The organism is Pseudomonas syringae pv. tomato str. DC3000 (assembly GCF_000007805.1).
Taxonomy (GTDB): domain Bacteria; phylum Pseudomonadota; class Gammaproteobacteria; order Pseudomonadales; family Pseudomonadaceae; genus Aquipseudomonas; species Aquipseudomonas avellanae.
Map to the genome: position 1 here is coordinate 1853461 of NC_004578.1, position 18856 is coordinate 1872316.

Annotated in this window: 19 protein-coding genes; 8 read left to right on the top strand and 11 right to left on the bottom strand. The window is 60.5% G+C overall.

Features of this window, described 5'->3' with window-relative positions; translation table 11 throughout:
• Positions 1-58: 58 nt before the first annotated feature.
• Positions 59-553, bottom strand: coding sequence for a SprT family zinc-dependent metalloprotease (locus tag PSPTO_RS08790; protein ID WP_005766637.1), 495 nt, complete (start codon positions 551-553; stop codon positions 59-61).
• A gap of 204 nt (positions 554-757) precedes the next feature.
• Between PSPTO_RS08790 and ttcA the strand changes: the two genes are divergently transcribed.
• On the top strand, positions 758-1582 hold the full coding sequence (ttcA, locus tag PSPTO_RS08795; protein ID WP_011103669.1) for a tRNA 2-thiocytidine(32) synthetase TtcA: 825 nt from the start codon (positions 758-760) through the stop codon (positions 1580-1582).
• 6 nt (positions 1583-1588) lie between these two features.
• Here the strand turns inward: ttcA and PSPTO_RS08800 are convergent, their stop codons facing one another.
• From PSPTO_RS08800 to arsC, 3 genes are all read right to left on the bottom strand, one after another.
• Positions 1589-2260: a DNA-3-methyladenine glycosylase I gene (locus PSPTO_RS08800; protein ID WP_011103670.1), complete on the bottom strand. Its 672-nt coding sequence runs from the start codon at positions 2258-2260 to the stop codon at positions 1589-1591.
• A gap of 95 nt (positions 2261-2355) precedes the next feature.
• Positions 2356-2961: an NAD(P)H:quinone oxidoreductase gene (gene wrbA, locus PSPTO_RS08805; RefSeq protein ID WP_003381567.1), complete on the bottom strand. Its 606-nt coding sequence runs from the start codon at positions 2959-2961 to the stop codon at positions 2356-2358.
• Positions 2958-3311 carry an arsenate reductase (glutaredoxin) gene (arsC, locus tag PSPTO_RS08810; RefSeq protein ID WP_011103671.1) on the bottom strand — a complete coding sequence of 118 codons (354 nt, stop codon included), beginning with the start codon at positions 3309-3311 and terminating at the stop codon, positions 2958-2960. The genes wrbA and arsC overlap by 4 nt, the downstream gene beginning before the upstream one ends.
• Positions 3312-3440: 129 nt before the next feature.
• Between arsC and PSPTO_RS08815 the strand changes: the two genes are divergently transcribed.
• Entirely contained in the window at positions 3441-3908 is a 468-nt protein-coding gene (locus tag PSPTO_RS08815) for a TlpA disulfide reductase family protein (protein ID WP_005739010.1), read from the top strand.
• 145 nt (positions 3909-4053) lie between these two features.
• Here the strand turns inward: PSPTO_RS08815 and PSPTO_RS08820 are convergent, their stop codons facing one another.
• From PSPTO_RS08820 to PSPTO_RS08830, 3 genes are all read right to left on the bottom strand, one after another.
• A complete protein-coding gene (locus PSPTO_RS08820) occupies positions 4054-4461 on the bottom strand; it encodes an META domain-containing protein (RefSeq protein ID WP_011103672.1) in 408 nt (135 codons plus the stop codon).
• Positions 4458-4895, bottom strand: a complete 438-nt coding sequence (locus PSPTO_RS08825) for a hypothetical protein (RefSeq protein WP_005766645.1) — start codon at positions 4893-4895, stop codon at positions 4458-4460. The genes PSPTO_RS08820 and PSPTO_RS08825 overlap by 4 nt, the downstream gene beginning before the upstream one ends.
• An 83-nt stretch (positions 4896-4978) precedes the next feature.
• Positions 4979-7732, bottom strand: a complete 2754-nt coding sequence (locus tag PSPTO_RS08830; protein WP_011103673.1) for a response regulator — start codon at positions 7730-7732, stop codon at positions 4979-4981.
• 272 nt (positions 7733-8004) lie between these two features.
• On the opposite strand from PSPTO_RS08830, the gene cysM reads away from it, so the two are divergent.
• From cysM to PSPTO_RS08855, 5 genes are all read left to right on the top strand, one after another.
• On the top strand, positions 8005-8907 hold the full coding sequence (cysM, locus tag PSPTO_RS08835) for a cysteine synthase CysM (RefSeq protein ID WP_005616363.1): 903 nt from the start codon (positions 8005-8007) through the stop codon (positions 8905-8907).
• Positions 8907-10262, top strand: coding sequence for a 23S rRNA (uracil(1939)-C(5))-methyltransferase RlmD (rlmD, locus tag PSPTO_RS08840; RefSeq protein ID WP_011103674.1), 1356 nt, complete (start codon positions 8907-8909; stop codon positions 10260-10262). Before cysM ends, rlmD begins: the two co-directional genes overlap by 1 nt.
• Before the next feature lie 156 nt (positions 10263-10418).
• Complete coding sequence (relA, locus tag PSPTO_RS08845; RefSeq protein WP_007247360.1) at positions 10419-12662, top strand: GTP diphosphokinase; 2244 nt, start codon at positions 10419-10421, stop codon at positions 12660-12662.
• A 113-nt stretch (positions 12663-12775) separates the two neighbouring features.
• Positions 12776-13609 (top strand): nucleoside triphosphate pyrophosphohydrolase, encoded by an 834-nt coding sequence (gene mazG / locus PSPTO_RS08850; protein WP_011103676.1) that lies wholly within the window; start codon positions 12776-12778, stop codon positions 13607-13609.
• Positions 13610-13639: 30 nt separating this feature from the next.
• The gene (locus PSPTO_RS08855) at positions 13640-14179 is read left to right on the top strand and encodes a DUF2058 domain-containing protein (protein ID WP_005616372.1); all 540 of its coding nucleotides are present in this window, start codon (positions 13640-13642) and stop codon (positions 14177-14179) included.
• A gap of 99 nt (positions 14180-14278) precedes the next feature.
• On the opposite strand, the gene PSPTO_RS08860 is transcribed toward PSPTO_RS08855, so the two are convergent.
• From PSPTO_RS08860 to purM, 4 genes are all read right to left on the bottom strand, one after another.
• Complete coding sequence (locus PSPTO_RS08860) at positions 14279-14458, bottom strand: hypothetical protein (RefSeq protein WP_003381582.1); 180 nt, start codon at positions 14456-14458, stop codon at positions 14279-14281.
• A 499-nt stretch (positions 14459-14957) separates the two neighbouring features.
• Complete coding sequence (locus PSPTO_RS08875) at positions 14958-15671, bottom strand: DUF3108 domain-containing protein (protein ID WP_003381583.1); 714 nt, start codon at positions 15669-15671, stop codon at positions 14958-14960.
• Positions 15672-15679: 8 nt separating this feature from the next.
• Positions 15680-16330 (bottom strand): phosphoribosylglycinamide formyltransferase, encoded by a 651-nt coding sequence (gene purN / locus PSPTO_RS08880; protein ID WP_005766657.1) that lies wholly within the window; start codon positions 16328-16330, stop codon positions 15680-15682.
• On the bottom strand, positions 16330-17388 hold the full coding sequence (gene purM / locus PSPTO_RS08885; protein WP_003381585.1) for a phosphoribosylformylglycinamidine cyclo-ligase: 1059 nt from the start codon (positions 17386-17388) through the stop codon (positions 16330-16332). The genes purN and purM overlap by 1 nt, the downstream gene beginning before the upstream one ends.
• A gap of 330 nt (positions 17389-17718) precedes the next feature.
• Here purM and PSPTO_RS08890 point away from each other — a divergent pair, with 330 nt between their 5' ends.
• Positions 17719-18819, top strand: a complete 1101-nt coding sequence (locus tag PSPTO_RS08890; protein ID WP_011103677.1) for a DUF2066 domain-containing protein — start codon at positions 17719-17721, stop codon at positions 18817-18819.
• Positions 18820-18856: the final 37 nt, after the last annotated feature.

Genomic DNA, 18856 nt, shown 5'->3' on the forward strand with positions numbered 1-18856 from the left:
AGGCCATGAAAAAACCCATCTTCGGATGGGTTTTTTTAGGCCTGAGTTTTGTCGGGGATTATTCCGTGCGCGTCTCGCCGCTGAACATCAGCGGCTCGCGGCAGCGGCGGCACAGGTAGCGCCGGCCCTTGCGTACCATGCTGTGGCGTTGAGACGTGAACGGGAAGTCGCTGTCCGGGCAAGGGCAGCGGTAGATGTAACGGATCACGCTGCGCCGCTGAACGGCGTAGGTGTGGCAGCGGTTGGGCGGCAGTTCATAGACGCCGCGCATGATCAGTTGCCACTCCTCGCCGTGCGGCTGAATGCCGCCGCCAAACAGCTGGTGGGCGACCAGGTGCGCGACTTCGTGGGGGACTGTCTGGCGCAGGAAATCTTCGGCGTTTTCCTGGTACAGCTGCGGGTTGAAGCGCAGCAGGTTCTCGTGCAAGTGCGCGACACCGGCCTTTTGACCACGCAGCTGGAAGCTGACCACCGGGCGTTTGAAGGTGCGTTTGAAGAAGGTTTCGGCTTGTAGGTAACAGGTTTCAACGCGGGAATTGAGTTGTTCGTGCATGCTTTATGGGTCTCCAGTGCGCCAAGTATGCCGCAATGTCGCTATGCTCTGACAATACCGGCTGCCCGGTGGTCGTTTCAGACTCTAGCCATTGATGGGCGCTATCGATGGCAGCGCCGGCCCGTAGGCAGCCTGTTTAACCCTTTGTCGGTTGTGCGTAAAATAGCGGCCTTTTCTAACGTCATCGGCGGATACCTTCAGTACATGGGCACCCTCTCAGTCAATCAGAACAAACTGCAGAAACGTCTGCGTCGGCTGGCCGGCGAGGCGGTTGCCGACTTCAATATGATCGAGGAGGGCGACAAGGTCATGGTCTGCCTGTCCGGCGGCAAGGACAGCTACACCTTGCTTGATGTACTGATGCATTTTCAGAAGGTTGCGCCGATCAGGTTCGACATCGTGGCCGTCAACATGGACCAGAAGCAGCCGGGTTTTCCCGAACACGTGCTGCCGGCGTATCTGAAAGAGCTGGGTGTGGAGTACCACATCGTTGAAAAGGACACCCATTCGGTGGTCAAGGAGTTGATCCCCGAAGGCAAGACTACCTGTTCGCTGTGTTCAAGGCTGCGGCGCGGCACGCTGTACACCTTCGCCGACCAGATCGGCGCTACCAAGATGGCGCTGGGGCATCATCGCGACGACATTATCGAGACGTTTTTCCTCAACATGTTTTTCAACGGCGCGCTCAAGGCCATGCCGCCCAAGCTGCGTGCCGATGATGGCCGCAACGTGGTGATTCGCCCGTTGGCCTACTGCCACGAGAAGGACATCCAGGCTTACTCGGACCTCAAGCAGTTTCCGATCATCCCGTGCAACCTGTGCGGCTCGCAGGAAAACCTGCAGCGTCAGGTGGTCAAGGACATGCTGCTGGACTGGGAGCGCAAGACGCCGGGCCGCACTGAAAGCATCTTCCGCGCCCTGCAGAACGTGCAGCCTTCACAGTTGGCTGACCGCAAGCTGTTCGATTTCAGCCAGTTGCGCATCGACGAAACCGCAGCCTCGCGGTTCGTCAATGTGGTCAATATCTGATTGCGATCAGTGGTTGACGGTGAAGGCCAGCATGGCTGACAGCTGGCACATCGGCCGACCGCTCTGGGCATGCCACTGGTTGAACACGTCCTGCACAATGGCCTGATCGCGTTTGCTGGTCGGCACTTTGTCGACGATATCCTGCGCGTTCAATGCGGCGACCACGTCCCAGGTGGGAATGAACGTGTCCTTGCCGATCATGCGCAGGAACCGCGGCGATGACAACCCGCCCATCTGGTTGCCGTGCTTGGCGAGGTACTGCCACAGCCCGGTGATGTTAACGACCGGCCACTGTGCGATGAATGTGCCGAAACTGCCGTGTTCCTGCTCGATGTCCAGAATCAGCTGCGCATTGCGCGGCACGCTCTTGAGCTTGCCCAGGTGACGAATGATGCGTGCGTCCTGCATCAGACGTTCCAGATGGTCGGCGCCCATCAGCACGACTTTTTCCGGGTCGAAGCGATAGAACATTTCTTCGAACGCTGGCCATTTGGAGTCCACCAGGCTGTGTTTCAGGCCTGCACGAAACACGCGCAGGGCCATGGTCGACAGGTAACGGTCGGCGCTGATGGCTTGCAGTTGTTTCGCAGTCTTGGGCGAGGGCAGGTGGGCTTCCAGAGCTTTGGCGGAGCCGAATCGATTCAGGCAATACTCGTTCAGCCATTTGTAGTCGTGCATCGGTTCTCCAGAGAATTAAACAGGCAGGGCAAGGATTCAGACCGATCCTTGCGCTGCAAGTTTGCGATTTAACCGAACGCTCGGGGGCGGGTCGTTCAGCTACGCGGTGCGTCCAGGCGCAGCGCGGTTTTCGCCAGGCGCTGGCCCAGCGCGCGGCACAGGTCGGTTTCGTGCCGGTCCAGCGCGCGTTTGCCGTCGGCCCCGGCGTGATGGCTGGCGCCATAGGGGGTGCCGCCGCCAGCGGTTTCCAGCAATGCCGATTCGCTGTACGGCAGGCCCATGATCAGCATGCCGTGGTGCAGCAGCGGCAGCAGCATCGACATCAGTGTGGTTTCCTGGCCACCGTGCAGGCTGGCGGTGGAGGTGAAGACGCCAGCCGGTTTGCCGACCAGTGCGCCGGTCAGCCACAGGTTGCTGGTGCCGTCCAGAAAGTATTTCAGCGGCGCGGCCATGTTGCCAAAACGGGTCGGGCTGCCGAGTGCCAGGCCGGAACAGTTTTTCAGGTCATCCAGGCTTGCGTACAGCGCGCCGTTTTCCGGGATCTCCGGGGCGCTCGCTTCGTGGTCGGCAGAAACGGCGGGCACGGTGCGCAGTCGCGCTTCCATGCCGCCCAGCTCGATACCGCGGGCGATCTGCCGGGCCATTTCGCTGGTTGAGCCATTACGGCTGTAATACAGAACCAGAATATAAGGTGTGCTCACGGCAGCAGCTCCAGAATGTTCTCGGGTGGTCGGCCAATCACAGCCTTGTTGCCGGCGACCAGAATCGGCCGTTCGATCAGTTTCGGGTGAGCGGCCATGGCGGCGACCAGTTGCTCGTCGCTCAGGCTCGGGTCGGCCAGGTTGAGCTGCTTGTAATCGTCTTCACCAGTGCGCAGCAGTTGCCGGGCGCTGATACCCAATTTGCCGAGCAGGTCGTGCAATGTGCCGGCATCCGGCGGGGTTTCCAGATACAGAATGATGTCGGGCGTCAGGCCGCGGGCCTGAAGCAGTTCCAGCGCGCCGCGGGATTTGGTGCAGCGCGGGTTGTGATACAGCGTCAGATCGGTCATTTGCAGGTCGCATCTTGTGTGGGGTGGCGTATTCTAACCAGCGATGGCACTGTCCGACATATCGGATGGTCAATAGCAGTGGCTTGGGTATAAGTAATTGCAGGTTGAACGGGGCGAGGAAGGAAACACATGGCAAGGCGATTGACAGCAGCAGTGATACTTTTCGGCAGCTTGCTTTTGAGCGGATGTGGCGTAGATCTGGGCACTGACCAGAATGGCCAGAAGGTTGCCAGCGAGCGAATCAAAGGCCATTGGCTGGTGGTGAACTACTGGGCTGAGTGGTGCGGCCCTTGCCGTACCGAGGTGCCGGAATTCAATGCGTTGTCCGAGCAGCTCAAGGACAAAAAGGTCACGGTGTTGGGTGTCAACTTCGACAACCTGCAGGGCGACGAGCTGAAAAATGCCGCCAATGCGCTGGGCATCAAGTTCACCGTGCTGGCTCAGGACCCGGCCGAGCAGTACAGCCTGCCGCCGTCGGAAGCGCTGCCGGTGACCTACATCATCGATGACAAAGGCAAGATGCGTGAGCAATTGCTCGGCGAGCAATCGGCGGCGACTGTGATCCAGAAGCTCAAGGCCTTGCGCGGGGAGGGCTGATCGGTAGTTGAGATTATCGTTCCCTACGCTCCAGCATGGGAATGCGGGTCGCGACGCCCTGCGTCGCAAGAGGACGCGGAGCGTCCAGAACGGCATGCGACGCGCAGCGTCGCACGATAGTCACAGGCAGCAGCCCTGGGTACCGTCAGCTATCTTCCAGCCAGAAGCGCAGTGGCTTGCCCTGGGCTGGCCACAGGCGCAGTTGCTCGATGGGCGAGATGTCCCAGCGTTGCACGCTGCTGATGGCTTTGATAAAGCGCTGTTCCTGTTCCATCAGTGCCGGGGCGCACATTTTGCGGGTCTTGCCCACGGCGCCGAAGCTGATGGTGTGGTCGTTCAGCGTGTAGGGCGCGAACCAGTGGTTGCAGCCAGCGTTGCCATACGCGCGGCCATCGGCGCCCAGGGTCATGGTCAGGCGGCTGTTGTCGATCAGCGGACGTTCGCCGATCCATTCCATCACGTAGCCATGATCCTGGCGGATTGGCAGCGGGTCAGCAGTGCAACCGACCAGCAGCGCGGCGCCGATCAGGCTCAGGAGTGCACACTGTTTCATGCCGCTTTCTCCTGGCACTTTTTGCAGAGGTGCTTCTCGCCATCGGTTTTCCAGCCCAGCTCCGCAATACGCGCATTGGCGGCAGGTTTCTGCGCCTTGACGCCCAGCTTGCTTTCTACCATGAACTCGAAATTCAGTTCGGCGTTGCAGCTGTCGCAATGCACTTGCCACTGGTGAATCGCCAGCTCGTCGAATACCGGGCCCTTGGCCACTGCAATCCACTGGCCGGGCGGGTTGATCAGGTGCCGGACCTTCTCGACCGTCAGGCGCATGTGCAGGCTTTTGCTGCCCTTGATGGTGACCAGCAACTGGTCGTTGTCATAGATCGAGCCGCCGTTGCCCGTGACCTGATAGCGGCCAGGTGCCAGTGTCCGGCATTCGGTCAGGGTGTGTTGCGGGTTGAGCATGCTGTAGCGAAAATCGTGTTCGGCCATGGGTCCTCCAAAATTGCGCGCATCCTATCATGCTCAGCCTCGATCGTTTCCTGGGGCGTGGGTATGACTAACGAGAGGCTGTATCACGCTGTCACCCGCGCCTCTGTTTCCAGACGCACGATGGCTTTGTCCAGGTCGTCGAGGGCATCGCCAGTGTGCGGCGCGTCCTGTTTGAGCAGGGTTTCGGCACGTTGGCAGGCGGTGCGCAGTTGCGGGACGCCGCAGTAACGTGTGGCCCCGTGCAGGCGGTGGATGCGTTCGATCAGGGCCTGTACGTCCTGGCTGGCACGCGCCACGCGGATGGCTTCGCGGTCGGCGTCCAGTGAGGCGAGCAGCATGGCCAGCATGTCGGCGGCGAGGTCCGCCTTGCCAGCAGCCAGGCGCAGCCCTTCTTCAGGGTCGAGCACCAGCGGCCCGACGTGGGCTTCGAGTGATTCATTCTGGCGTTCCGGCGCGGGGTTGCGCAGTGCCAGCCCCGACCACTTGAGCACCACCTGCGCCAGTTGCCGCTCGCTGATCGGCTTGGTCAGGTAGTCGTCCATGCCGCTTTGCAGCAGCGAGCGTTTTTCATTGGCCATCGCGTGGGCCGTAAGGGCCACGATCGGCAGAGAACTCTGGCCGCGCTCGGCTTCCCAGGCGCGGATCGCTTCGGTGGCCTGACGCCCGTCCATGCCCGGCATCTGCACGTCCATCAATACCAGATCGAACGCTTCCTGCTGCACTGCATTGACCGCCGCATAGCCGCCTTCAACGGCCATCACCTCGGCCCCCATGTCTTCAAGCAGAGTCTGCACCAGCAGCAGATTGGCCGGGTTGTCATCCACGCACAGCACGCGGGGTGCGCGGCTCGACAGCGGCGGGGCGATGTCGGCACGTATCGCGCGTGGAGCGATCAGTTCGGACAGGGCTTTTTGCAGTTTGCGGGTGCAGGCGGGCTTGGCCTGCAACTGGGTGTAGACGTCGTGGACCGCCAACTGAAACAGCGCGTATTCAGTGGTCGGGCACAGTACCATCACCTTGCAGTTGAGGTTTTCCAGATCCCAGATGTGCTGACGCAGGCGTTCCGGGGAGATTTCCAGCGTCGTGACGCCGAGCACCGCCAGGTCAATCGCCGCCGGAGTTTCATGGGCGGCGGTCACGCCGTTGAGCAGGTTTTCCAGGTTAGTGAACACCACGGTGTGCAGGCCGCAGTCTTCCAGTTGATGCTCCAGCGCCTGGCGTGCGAGGTCATGGTGCTCAAGCACGGCAGCGCGCAACCCTTCCAGCGGTAGATTGAGCGATTCTTCCTTGTCTTCGCGGGCCTTGGGCAGTTTCAGGCTGATCCAGAACTCCGAGCCTTCGCCGGGGGTGCTGTCGACCCCGATTTCGCCGCCCATCTGCTCGATCAGCCGTTTGGAAATCACCAGCCCCAGACCGGTGCCGCCTGGCTGGCGCGAGAGTGAATTGTCAGCCTGGCTGAAGGCCTGAAACAACGCCCGCACATCCTGACTGGACAGGCCGATCCCGGTGTCCTGCACACTGATGCGCAATTGCGCGTGTTCTTCGGTTTCATCTTCAAGCATGGCGCGGGCAACGATGGTGCCTTCGCGGGTGAACTTGATCGCGTTGCTGACCAGATTGGTCAGAATCTGCCGCAACCGCAGCGGGTCGCCAGACAGCGCCAGCGGCGTGTCGCGGTACACCAGGCTGACCAGCTCCAGATGTTTGGCATGGGCCGCCGGCGCGAGAATGGTCAGCGTGTCCTGCAACAGATCGCGCAGGTTGAACGGAATGTTGTCGAGCACCAGCTTGCCGGCCTCGATCTTCGAAAAGTCGAGAATCTCGTTGATGATGCTCAACAGGTTGTCGGCAGATTTCTCGATGGTCGCCAGATAGTCGAACTGGCGCGGCGTCAGCTCGCTTTTCTGCAGCAAATGGGTGAAGCCCAGAATGCCATTGAGCGGCGTGCGGATCTCGTGGCTCATGTTGGCCAGAAATTCGGACTTGATCCGGCTGGCTTCCAGCGCTTCCTTGCGCGCCAGGTCCAGTTCGATGTTCTGAATCTCGATGGTTTCCAGGTTCTGCCGAACGTCTTCGGTGGCCTGGTCGATGCTCATTTGCAGTTCTTCCTGCGCATTCTGCAGGGTGGCCGCCATGCGATTGATGCCCGAGGCCAGCTCGTCGAGCTCGCGACTGCCCAGTGGCGGCAGGCGGGTTTCGAGGTTGCCGTCCTTGAGTTGCGAGACAGCCTGCTTGATCTGGCTCATCGGACCGTTGATGGTCCGGCTCAGGCGCACGGCAACGACGGCGGTAATGGCCAGCCCGGTGAAAATCAGCAGCAGGCTGGCAAACAGGCTTCGATAGCCGCGCAGCAAGGTGCCGTTGTGGGAAATTTCCACGTCCACCCAGCCCATCAGGGTGTCGGCTTCGGCGGGGATGATCGGGCTGGTCAGGTGGCGTTGATTGCCGAACACCGGCAGCAGATAGCGCGTGGCGTCAGTGCCTGTCGAGTTGAGCAACTGCGAGCTGTTGCCGATGGGCGTGGGGCTGATCATCGTCGGGCCGGCATGCGCCAGTGGCGAGCGATCGACATCCAGAAACGACACGGCGCGCACGTCGGGCTGCTCCAGTGTCTGTGTCGCGATGCGGCTCAACAGCACCTTGTCCTTGCGCCCCAGTGCACTGGCCGACAGCGGTGCCAGATCCTGAGCGATCATTTCACCCCGTAGCAGCAACTGGCTTTGCAGTTCGCTCAACTGCATCCAGGTGAAATAGCCACCCAGCATCGCGGCCATCAGGCTGGCAGGCAGAATCGTCAGTAGCAGCTCACGGCCTTTTATACCCAGCTTGGTCAGCACGCTTTTTCTCCAGCAACAGGTATCAATCCGTCGATATCAGGCAAGGGCTGCCTGGCTGTATCGGCACAAGGGCACGAGTTTAGCCATTTAACGTCAGTGTGGGCACATTACTCTGCGCACCGTGGCAAGCCGGCGCTGGAAAATGGCCGACGAACGCGCTCGCCCATCCGGCGTTATGCTTTTTGGGAATAACGACCGCACTTTGCGTGATATGGGCTTTGAGCGTTTGCCGTTATGATAGGCGCCCCCGCAGACTGGACCGCGAATACGCCATGACCCTGCAGTATCAAACCATCGCCGATTGCGTCGGCAACACCCCGCTTGTGCGTCTGCAACGCATGATGGGCACTACCAGCAATACCATCCTGTTGAAACTGGAAGGTAACAACCCTGCTGGTTCGGTAAAAGACCGCCCGGCGTTGTCGATGATCACCCGTGCCGAGCTGCGCGGCCAGATCGTCCCCGGCGACACGCTGATCGAAGCCACCTCCGGCAACACCGGCATTGCGCTGGCCATGGCGGCGGCGATCAAGGGTTACCGCATGATTCTGATCATGCCGGACAACTCCAGTGCCGAACGCAAGGCGGCAATGACCGCCTATGGCGCCGAGCTGATTCTGGTCAGCAAGGACGAAGGCATGGAAGGCGCGCGTGATCTGGCTGATCGCATGCAGGCAGAGGGTCGCGGCAAAGTGCTCGATCAGTTCGCCAACGGCGACAATCCCGAGGCGCATTACACGTCCACCGGTCCGGAAATCTGGCAACAAACGGCGGGCACCGTTACCCACTTCGTCAGTTCGATGGGCACCACCGGCACCATCATGGGCACTTCGCGCTACCTCAAGGAGCAGAACCCCGACGTGCAGATCGTCGGTCTGCAACCGATGGAAGGCGCGTCAATCCCTGGTATTCGCCGCTGGCCTTATGAGTACCTGCCGAAAATCTATCAGTCGGATCGCGTCGATCGCATCATCGACATGGGGCAGACCGAGGCCGAAGAAACCATGCGCAGGCTGGCTCGTGAAGAGGGCATTTTCTGTGGCGTTTCGTCCGGCGGTTCGGTGGCCGGTGCGCTGCGTATTGCCCGCGAAGTCGAAAACGCCACCATTGTGGCAATCATCTGTGACCGAGGCGACCGCTACCTGTCGACCGGTATCTACGACATGCCCAACTGATGGCCAAGCATGAACGAGGCCTGCGCTTCCAGCCCACGGGCGGCGTCAAGAGCGTGCAGATTCCTGCCGGTAAAAAGCAGCGTCTGAGCATCGAACGGCTGTCCGATGACGGTCGTGGCATTGCGTTTCTTGAGGGCAAGACCTGGTTCGTCGCGGGCAGTCTGGCCGGTGAAGAGGTCGAGGCGCGGGTGCTCAATGCGCGCGGCAAGGTGGTCGAAGCGCGCACCGAGCGGGTGTTTGTCGCCAGCGACCTGCGACGCGCCCCGGCCTGTGATTATTTTGGCCGTTGTGGCGGATGCAGCGTTCAGCATGTGCCCCACGAAGAACAGCTTGCCCTGAAACAGCGCATGCTCGCCGAGCAGTTGTTGCGCGTGGCGAACGTGGTGCCGGATGAATGGGCCGCGCCGTTGAGCGGCGCCGAACTGGCCTACCGCAGGCGCGCGCGGGTCGCGGTGCGCTGGGATGCCAAGGCCAAACGGCTCGACGTGGGCTTTCGTGCGGCGGCCAGCCAGGACATCGTCAGTATCGAAGAGTGTCCGGTGCTGGTACAGGCCTTGCAACCGATCATGAGTCAGTTGCCGGCCATGCTCAAAAGTTTCAGCAAACCGCAAGTGTTGGGTCACGTCGAGCTGTTCAGCGGCTCTTCCACTGCGGTGTTGCTGCGTCACACCGCGCCTTTGGCGGAGGCTGATCTGGCAACGCTGCAAGCGTTTTGCAAGACGCATGGCGCGCAGCTCTGGCTGCACGGTGAAGGTGAGCCACAGCCGGCCAGCCCAGGCGATACGCTGGGTTACCGGCTTGAACCGTGGAACCTGCAACTGGCATGGCGACCGGGAGATTTCATTCAGGTCAACGCGGCGGTCAATACCGCGATGATCGAGCAGGCGCTGCACTGGCTGGCACCTGCGGCTGATGAACGAGTTATGGACCTGTTTTGCGGCTTGGGCAACTTCGCCCTGCCGCTGGCGAGTCTGGCAAAAGACGTGGTGGCGGTCGAAGGCGTTGCGACCATGGTCGAACGTGCAGCGGTCAACGCAATGAGTAATGATCTGCACAATGTGCGGTTTTTTCAGGCGGATCTTTCCCAGCCGCTGACACACGCCGACTGGGCGGCAGAGGGGTTTTCTGCGGTACTCTTGGACCCACCGCGTGACGGAGCCTTTGAAGTGGTGCGCCAGATCAGAAAAACAGGCGCTCAACGGTTGCTTTATGTCTCATGCAACCCGGCAACCTTGGCTCGTGACACGGTCGAACTGGTTAAACAGGGCTACCGATTAAAACGTGCCGGAATTCTTGATATGTTTCCACAAACGGCGCATGTCGAGGCGATGGCTTTATTTGAAGTGAGTAAGTGAGCAGCCTTCATTGGATAGAGTTTAGCTGCTGACAGGGACCTCATTTAATCCGACTGGCCCGCGAATGCCGGTCCTTGCTTGCCCGGCAAGTGGCATTCGCTCAGAAGGCTGGCGACTGATGGCGCTATTCATCGCGCCGTAGGGAAGGTAAGCAGCATGGTACAGGTGAGAGCGAACCAGCCGATAAACACAGACGGCAGTATCAATCTCGACGCATGGCTCGATCATATTGTCAGCGTCGACCTGGTCCTGGACCGGGAAGTCATGAAGCAGGCCTGTGAATTTGCCCGGCAAGCCGAGCAGAATGACAAGGCTCACAAGAATCATTGGGCAGAAGGCACCTCCAGTTTCCAGACCGGTCTGGAAATCGCGGAGATCCTCGCTGACCTCAAGCTGGATCAGGATTCGCTGGTCGCGGCGGTCATGTACCGTGGCGTGCGCGAAGGCGTGATTCCGTTGCCGGACGTCGAGCAGCGCTTTGGTGCCACGGTCGCCAAGCTGATCGACGGCGTGCTGCGCATGGCGGCGATCAGCGCCAGCCTCAGCCCGCGACAATCGCTGGTGCTGGGCAGCCAGGCGCAGGTCGAAAACCTGCGCAAGATGCTTGTGGCGATGGTCGATGACGTGCGCGTTGCACTCATCAAGCTGGCCGAGCGCACCTGTGCGATCCGTGCGGTGAAGAACGCCGACGACGAAAAGCGCAACCGCGTGGCCCGCGAGGTGTTCGACATCTATGCGCCGCTGGCCCACCGTCTGGGCATCGGCCATATCAAATGGGAGCTGGAAGACCTTTCTTTCCGCTACCTGGAGCCCGACCAATACAAGCAGATCGCCAAGCTGCTGCACGAGCGCAGGCTCGATCGCGAGCGCTTCATCAGCGACGTCATGTCCCAGCTCGACAATGAGCTGCAAGCCACCGGCGTGACGGCGGACATCAGTGGCCGTGCCAAGCACATCTATTCCATCTGGCGCAAAATGCAGCGCAAGGGCTTGGCGTTCAGCCAGATCTACGACGTGCGTGCATTGCGCGTGCTGGTCCCGGAAATGCGTGATTGCTACACCGCGCTGGGTATCGTGCACACGCTGTGGCGGCATATTCCCAAGGAGTTCGACGACTACATCGCCAACCCCAAGGAAAACGGCTATCGCTCGCTGCACACCGCCGTCATCGGGCCGGAAGGCAAGGTGCTGGAAGTGCAGATCCGCACCCACGCCATGCACGAAGAGGCCGAGCTCGGCGTTTGCGCGCACTGGCGCTATAAAGGCACCGACGTCAAATCCAGCTCCAATCATTACGAAGAAAAGATTTCCTGGCTGCGTCAGGTCCTTGAATGGCATGAAGAACTGGGTGACATCGGTGGTCTGGCCGAGCAGTTGCGGGTCGATATCGAGCCGGACCGTGTCTACGTCTTCACCCCCGACGGCCACGCCATCGACCTGCCCAAGAACGCGACGCCGCTGGACTTCGCCTATCGGGTGCACACCGAGATCGGCCATAACTGCCGTGGTGCGAAGATCAACGGCCGCATCGTACCGCTCAACTACAGCCTGCAAACCGGCGAGCAGGTCGAGATCATCACCAGCAAGCACGGCACGCCGAGCCGCGACTGGCTGAACTCCAACCTGGGCTACATCACCACGTCCCGGGCGCGGGCGAAGATTGTTCACTGGTTCAAATTGCAGGCCCGTGACCAGAACGTCGCGGCCGGTAAAACCCTGATCGAACGTGAGCTGGCGCGTCTGGCGTTGCCGCAGGTCGATTTCGACAAGCTGGCAGACAAAGCCAATCACAAGACCGCCGACGATATGTTTGCCGCACTGGGCGCGGGGGATCTGCGCCTGGCGCAACTGGTCAACCTGGCGCAACAGCAGGTCGAGCCGGATCGGGTTAATGAACAACTGGAACTGATCCCGCGCAAGGCCACCGGCTACAAGCCTGGCAAGCGCGGCGATATCCAGATTCAGGGCGTCGGCAACCTGATGACGCAAATGGCCGGCTGCTGCCAGCCATTACCGGGCGACGCGATTGTCGGGTACATCACGCAGGGGCGTGGCGTCAGCATTCACCGTCAGGATTGCGCCTCGGTGCTGCAACTGGGCGGTCGCGAACCCGAGCGGATCATCCAGGTCAGTTGGGGCCCGGTGCCGGTGCTCACCTACCCGGTGGACATCATCATCCGTGCCTACGACCGTTCCGGCCTGCTGCGTGACGTCACCCAGGTGCTGCTCAACGAGCGCATCAACGTACTGGCGGTCAACACCCGCTCGAACAAGGAAGACAACACCGCGCTGATGTCGCTGACCATCGAGATTCCGGGGCTGGACGCGCTGGGCCGGTTGCTGGGGCGGATATCCCAGTTGCCGAACATTATTGAAACACGCCGAAACAGGACGCCTTGAGAGAGGCAGCTGCAAGTTTTTAGCTGCAAGCTGCAAGCGAGAAGCCAACGCAATCTGCTTTAACTTGCAGCTTTTAGCTTGAAGCTAAACTGCTGTTTTTATACGGGAGCCCCATGTACACAGTTCAGGACCTGCTGCATCTCATGACCCGGCTGCGTGATCCGCAGTTCGGATGCCCGTGGGATTTGAAGCAGACGTACGCCAGTATCGTGCCGCATACGCTGGAAGAAGCCTACGAAGTGGCGGATGCCATCGAGCAGGGCGACCTTGATCATCTAAAGGGTGAGCTGGGTGACCTGTTGTTTCAGGTGGTCTTCTACGCGCAGTTGGCCAAGGAAGAAGGGCGCTTCGAGTTCGATGGCGTGGTGGACGGCATTACCCGCAAGCTGCTGCGTCGTCATCCGCATGTGTTCCCGACCGGCGAGCTGTACGCGACGCCGGAAACTCCGCGTCTGACCGACGAGCAGGTCAATCTTCGCTGGGACGAGATCAAGGCTGAGGAGCGCGCTGAAAAGTCTGGCGTGCCCGAGCAATTGTCGCTGCTTGACGACGTGCCGGCTGCCTTGCCGGCGCTGAGTCGGGCAAGCAAACTGCAGAAGCGTGCCTCACAGGTGGGCTTTGACTGGCCCGCGGCGTTGCCGGTTATCGACAAGGTGCGCGAAGAACTCGATGAAATTCTTGAGGCCATGGCCGACAATGACGCCGAGGGCATTGCCGAGGAAGTCGGTGATCTGCTGTTCAGCGTGGTGAATCTGGCCCGACACCTTAAAGTTGACCCGGAAACTGCGTTACGCTCGGCCAATAGCAAATTCGACAGACGCTTTCGATTCATTGAACAGGCCTTGCGCCACCTCCAGCGTCCCATTGAAGAGTGCACGCTCGAAGAGATGGACGCGTTGTGGGGCGAAGCCAAACGTCAGGAAAAGAGCACGCCCGGCTGCGGCTGAGGGTGCGGTAACGGCATAAGTGAGTAGACAATGAGCCTTTCCCTTCGCGACCAGTTGCTCAAGGCAGGTCTGGTCAACCAAAAGCAGGCCAAACAGGTCGGCAAAGAAAAGCAGAAAGAGCAGCGTCTGGTGCACAAGGGGCAGGCTCAGGCCGACGACTCGCAAAAGCGTGCGGCCCAGGAAGCGCAGGCCGAGAAGATCAAACGCGATCAGGAGCTGAACCGGCAACAGCAGGAAAAGGTCGAGCAGAAGGCCCGTACCGCGCAGGTCAAGCAACTGATCGAGGTGTCGCGCCTGCCCAAGTTGATCACCGAGGACTACTACAACTTCGTTGACGACAAGAAGGTCAAGCGCATCTCGGTCAATGCGCTGGTGCGCAACAAGCTCAGCAGCGGCTCGCTGGCCATCGTTCATCATGGCGGCGGTTACGAGATCATCCCGCGTGAAGCAGCACTCAAGATTCAGGAACGTGACCCGCGCCGTGTGGTGCTGCTCAACACGCCAACCGAAGCCCCGGATGCTGATGATCCGTATGCCGCGTATCAGGTGCCAGACGATCTGATGTGGTAATTCGCTGAACTGTTGCTACGTTCAAAAACACAAAACCCGCATTCAGCGGGTTTTGTCGTTTCTTGTTCTGGGATTTCTGCTTCGGTTCAGGGACGGTACTCAGTGGTTGCCCTGGCTTTCCAGTGCTTCCAGCTCTTCTTTGTATCGAAGGGCATCCGACTCGATATGGAACATGCCTACGAGTTGGTCCTGTTGATGCACGTCCCAGATCTGGATGCCGTCGGCTACAGCTTCGTGAGAGAGGTGGGCGTCGTCGCGTTCAGTCACTCTGACAGTCATAGTAGTAAGCTCCTGACTTTGATGGCCTTGATGATTAGGCCTCTGGATACTGCGGCGATGTGTCGCAGGACTCTTTTATAGAATTTGTTAGCTGCCTAAGTAAATAGCCTGTTCAGGTTCCCGGCTGATCAAAAAAAGATCGTTCGCCTACAGCCCTTGTATGCCGAGGCTTGTGGCGCAGTGGTGGCAAAGTGAAGGATTTTTCATGTGCCTTGAGCGGTGTAGAAAGATGACGCGGAGCGTCAAGAACGGCTTTCCCACGCTGGAGCGTAGGGAACGATCATCTTAACGACCACTATCGTGCGGCGCTCTGCGTCGCATGCCGTTCTGGACGCTCTGCGTCCTCTTTGACGACCCAGAGCGTCGCGAACTGCATTCCCACGCTGGAGCGTGGGGAACGATCATCCCGACTATCGTGCGGCGCTCTGCGTCGCATGCCTTCAGCTAATAAAAAACCCCGCTGAAAAGCGGGGCTCTGTGGTGCGGGGTGTCAGGGCAATCAGCTGCCTTTGACGGCCTTGCCGTTGACGGTGCCGTCGAGCAGCACGATGTTGTATTCCTTGCCGTCGGTTTCGACCTGTTGCAGACGCACCAGCAGGTAATCCCAGTCCTTGGCGAACCACAGCACGGTGGTGCGCTTGCTTTGCGTCGGGTCACGCACGCGCTCGACCTTGATTGCATCGACCTGGCCGGTCTTGGTGGTGACTTTCTCCGAACCCAGTACGCGGAAGTCGTAGGTGTCTACCTCGTCACCGTCGACCACCTGATAGCTCATGCTCTTCTTGCCCGCAGCGACGTCATGTTGCAACGCCAACTGGTAAGTGGACTTGTCGAGGATGCCAGGGTTGAGCGGCAGCTTGATCGCGTCGCCACGGTCGGTGCCGGTAACGAATTTGGTGTTCCAGTCGAACGCCAGGTCAACCTTCTTGGATTTGCCCAGGCCGCTGCGTTCAAAGCTGTAGGTCTGTGGCAGCAGGGTTTCCTTGTCGACTTTCAGCGTGCTGACTTCGGTCAGGCTGGCAATCATCATCGAGGCCTTGAAGTTCAGGGTCCAGATGCCGTTGGCCCCGGCTTGCAGGCTGCGTTCAGCCGTGCCGCTCATGGGCAGCTGTTTCCAGTCGGCGGTGTAGCTGGCGGAGAAGGGTTGAAGGTCTGCGGCCTGTACGGCAGGCAAGGCGAGCAGAGCGAAAGCGAAGAGCAGAGCGCGACGCATAATATCTCCTAATGTCGAATCAGATGGCCGCTGGCCGGGAGTAACTGGCTATCCAGTAAGGCACCGTGTTCACCGAGGCTCAATCGGCCTTCGGCAAACCAGCGAATGGCCAGTGGGTAAATACGGTGCTCCTGAACATGGACCCGTTGCGCGAGCGCGGCGGGCGTGTCGTGCAACTGTACCGAAATAACTGCCTGTACGACCAGTGGGCCGCCATCGAGTTCCTCAGTGACAAAGTGCACGCTGCAACCATGTTCGGCGTCGCCGGCCTCCAGCACGCGCTTGTGCGTGTGCAGACCTTTGTAGCGCGGCAGCAGGGAGGGGTGGATATTGAGCAGGCGACCCTGATAGTGGCGCACGAACCCTGCGCTGAGAATGCGCATGAATCCGGCCAGCACTACCAGGTGCGGCTGGAAGGTGTCGATCAGTTCGATCAGTGCTGCGTCGAAGGCCTCGCGGCCGTCGTAGGCGGTGTGATCCAGCACGCAGGCTTCAATACCTGCGTCTCGGGCGCGCTGCAGACCGAACGCATCTTCACGGTTGGAAATGACCGCGCGAATGCGGACGGGGCTGGCCCCGTCCTTGAAACTGTCGATCATCGCTTGCAGGTTGCCGCCGGTGCCGGAGAGCAGCACCACGACATCGCAGGTGGCAGACATCAATGCGCCTTGAGGTTTTTCAGCTCGACTTGCGCTGCACCTTCAGCGGCGGTAGCGATCTGGCCGATCACCCATGGCTGCTCGCCGGCTTCACGCAGGACGTTCAAGGCGGCGTCAACGTGCTCTTGAGCCACGCAGATGACCATGCCGACGCCGCAGTTGAGCACGCGGTGCATTTCGTTTTCTTCAACGTTGCCCTGCTGCTGCAACCAGTCGAAGACCGCCGGGCGCTGCCAGCTGGCAACATCGACCACTGCCTGAGCGCCTTCTGGCAGCACACGCGGGATGTTGTCGAGCAGGCCGCCACCGGTGATGTGCGCCATGGCCTTGACCGCGCCGGTTTCCTTGATCAGCTTGAGCAGCGGTTTGACGTAGATGCGGGTCGGCGCCATCAGCAGCTCGGTCAGCGGTTTACCGTCCAGCTGGATGTTTTCGATATCGGCACCGGCAACTTCGATGATCTTGCGGATCAGCGAGTAACCGTTGGAGTGCGGGCCGGACGATGGCAGGGCAAGCAGCGCGTCACCGGCGGCCACTTTGGAACCGTCGATGATCTCGGCTTTCTCTACGACACCGACGCAGAAGCCGGCCAGGTCATAGTCTTCGCCTTCGTACATGCCCGGCATTTCAGCGGTTTCGCCGCCCACCAGCGAGCAACCGGCCAGTTCGCAGCCAGCGCCGATACCGGTGACAACCTGAGCGGCAGTGTCGACGTTCAGTTTGCCGGTGGCGTAGTAGTCGAGGAAGAACAACGGCTCTGCGCCGCAGACCACCAGGTCGTTGACGCACATGGCGACCAGGTCGATGCCGATGGTGTCGTGCTTGTTCAGGTTCAGCGCCAGACGCAGCTTGGTGCCCACGCCGTCGGTACCGGAAACCAGAACCGGTTGTTTGTAGCCAGCCGGGATTTCGCAAAGGGCGCCGAAGCCTCCCAGGCCGCCCATGACTTCCGGGCGCTTGGTGCGCTTGGCGACGCTCTTGATGCGTTCGACCAATGCTTCACCGGCGTCGATGTCTACACCGGCGTCTTTATAGCTCAGGGAGGGTTGCTTGCTCATAGAAAATCCAGGCCTTTAGGGGGGATTCGGAGGTATCGACCGCTGCGTTAGGGCCCGTTCAGCACCGCGCTGTCATGCGATGGTAATGTGGGGCCGTTGCGATTGCCGGTCTGCGAAGGCGCGCGATTTTATCAGGCTTGCTCCCCAGGGGCCATCCTTGCGCCGACGGTAGGGCGCTGTTGCGCCAAATAAAACCCGGATCAGTTCGGCATGCGGCGTTTAAGGTGTACTTTATGCGCAAATTGAATGAATGGCGGTTCACGGCTGTCCCAGACGTGTACGCCTCCTGATACTGCTTGTTTTTCACTTTTTTCCGCTCGGGAACTGTCCATGCGTTTTTCCAGAATTCTTCTAGCCGGCTGCCTCTCCTTGGTCAGCCTTCCAGGCCTTGCCGAAACACTCACCAACCTTTATCAGGTTCGCGAACCCGTTAGCGGTCAGTCGCCCGACGAACGTACGCGCGCCACCCAGGCCGCCGTTGACACGCTGGTGCTGCGCCTGACCGGCGACGCCAAGGCTGCGCAGGGTTCGGCGATGGCCGCGCTACGCAAGGACCCGCAGCAGATCATCAGCCAGTACGGCTACGAGGCCGGCCCGCCGGAAACCCTGTTGGTCGATTTCGACCCGGCAACCACCGACCGTGCCTTGCGCGATGCTGGCCTGTCGATCTGGGGCAGTAATCGCCCTTCGATTCTCGGCTGGTGGCTGAATGATTCGGCCGAAGGCGCCAATCTGGTCGGCGACGGGCAGGCGGCGGCCGAACCGTTGCGCCGTGCCGCGCAGCACCGTGGCTTGCCGCTGCGCCTGCCCTTGGCAGACTTGAGCGAGCAGGGCGTGGGCGATGCAAAAACCCTGGAAGGCACTGACCCGGCGCCGCTAAAAGAGGCTTCAGAGCGTTACGGCGCCGACGCGATACTCGCCGTACACGCCAAAGAAGACGCCGGGCAATGGCAAGGCAAATGGCGTTTGTGGCTGGGCGACCAGCGCGAGCAGGGCACCGCTACAGGCGCTACCTCCGAAGCGTTGGCCGACGCGGTGCTGTTGTCGGTGAGCCAGCGTCTGGCGCCGCGTTTTGTCGCCAGGCCCGGCGCATCGACCGGCCTGCTGATGCAGGTGCAGGGCATGACGCTTGAGCGTTACGCGCAACTGCTTCAGTTACTTGATCCGTTCGGCGTGCGTCTGAGCTCTGTCGAGGGCGATAAAGTGGTGTTTGACGTCAGCGGCAGTGCCGATCAGCTACGCTCGCAGTTGTCGCTGGCCAAACTGCAGGAAGTGCCCGCCAGTGAAGCAATGGCGGCGGCTGCTGCCCCGGTCGATGCCGCTGCTCCGGTTGCACCCGCTGCCGGCGCCGCTTCTGTACCGGCCGCTGCGCCAGCAGTTGCACCGATGATTGTCCCGGCGTCTGCGCCACAACTGTATTTCCGCTGGTAACCCGGCAAGAACGCTTTTCCATTGGGTAGAGGGATGT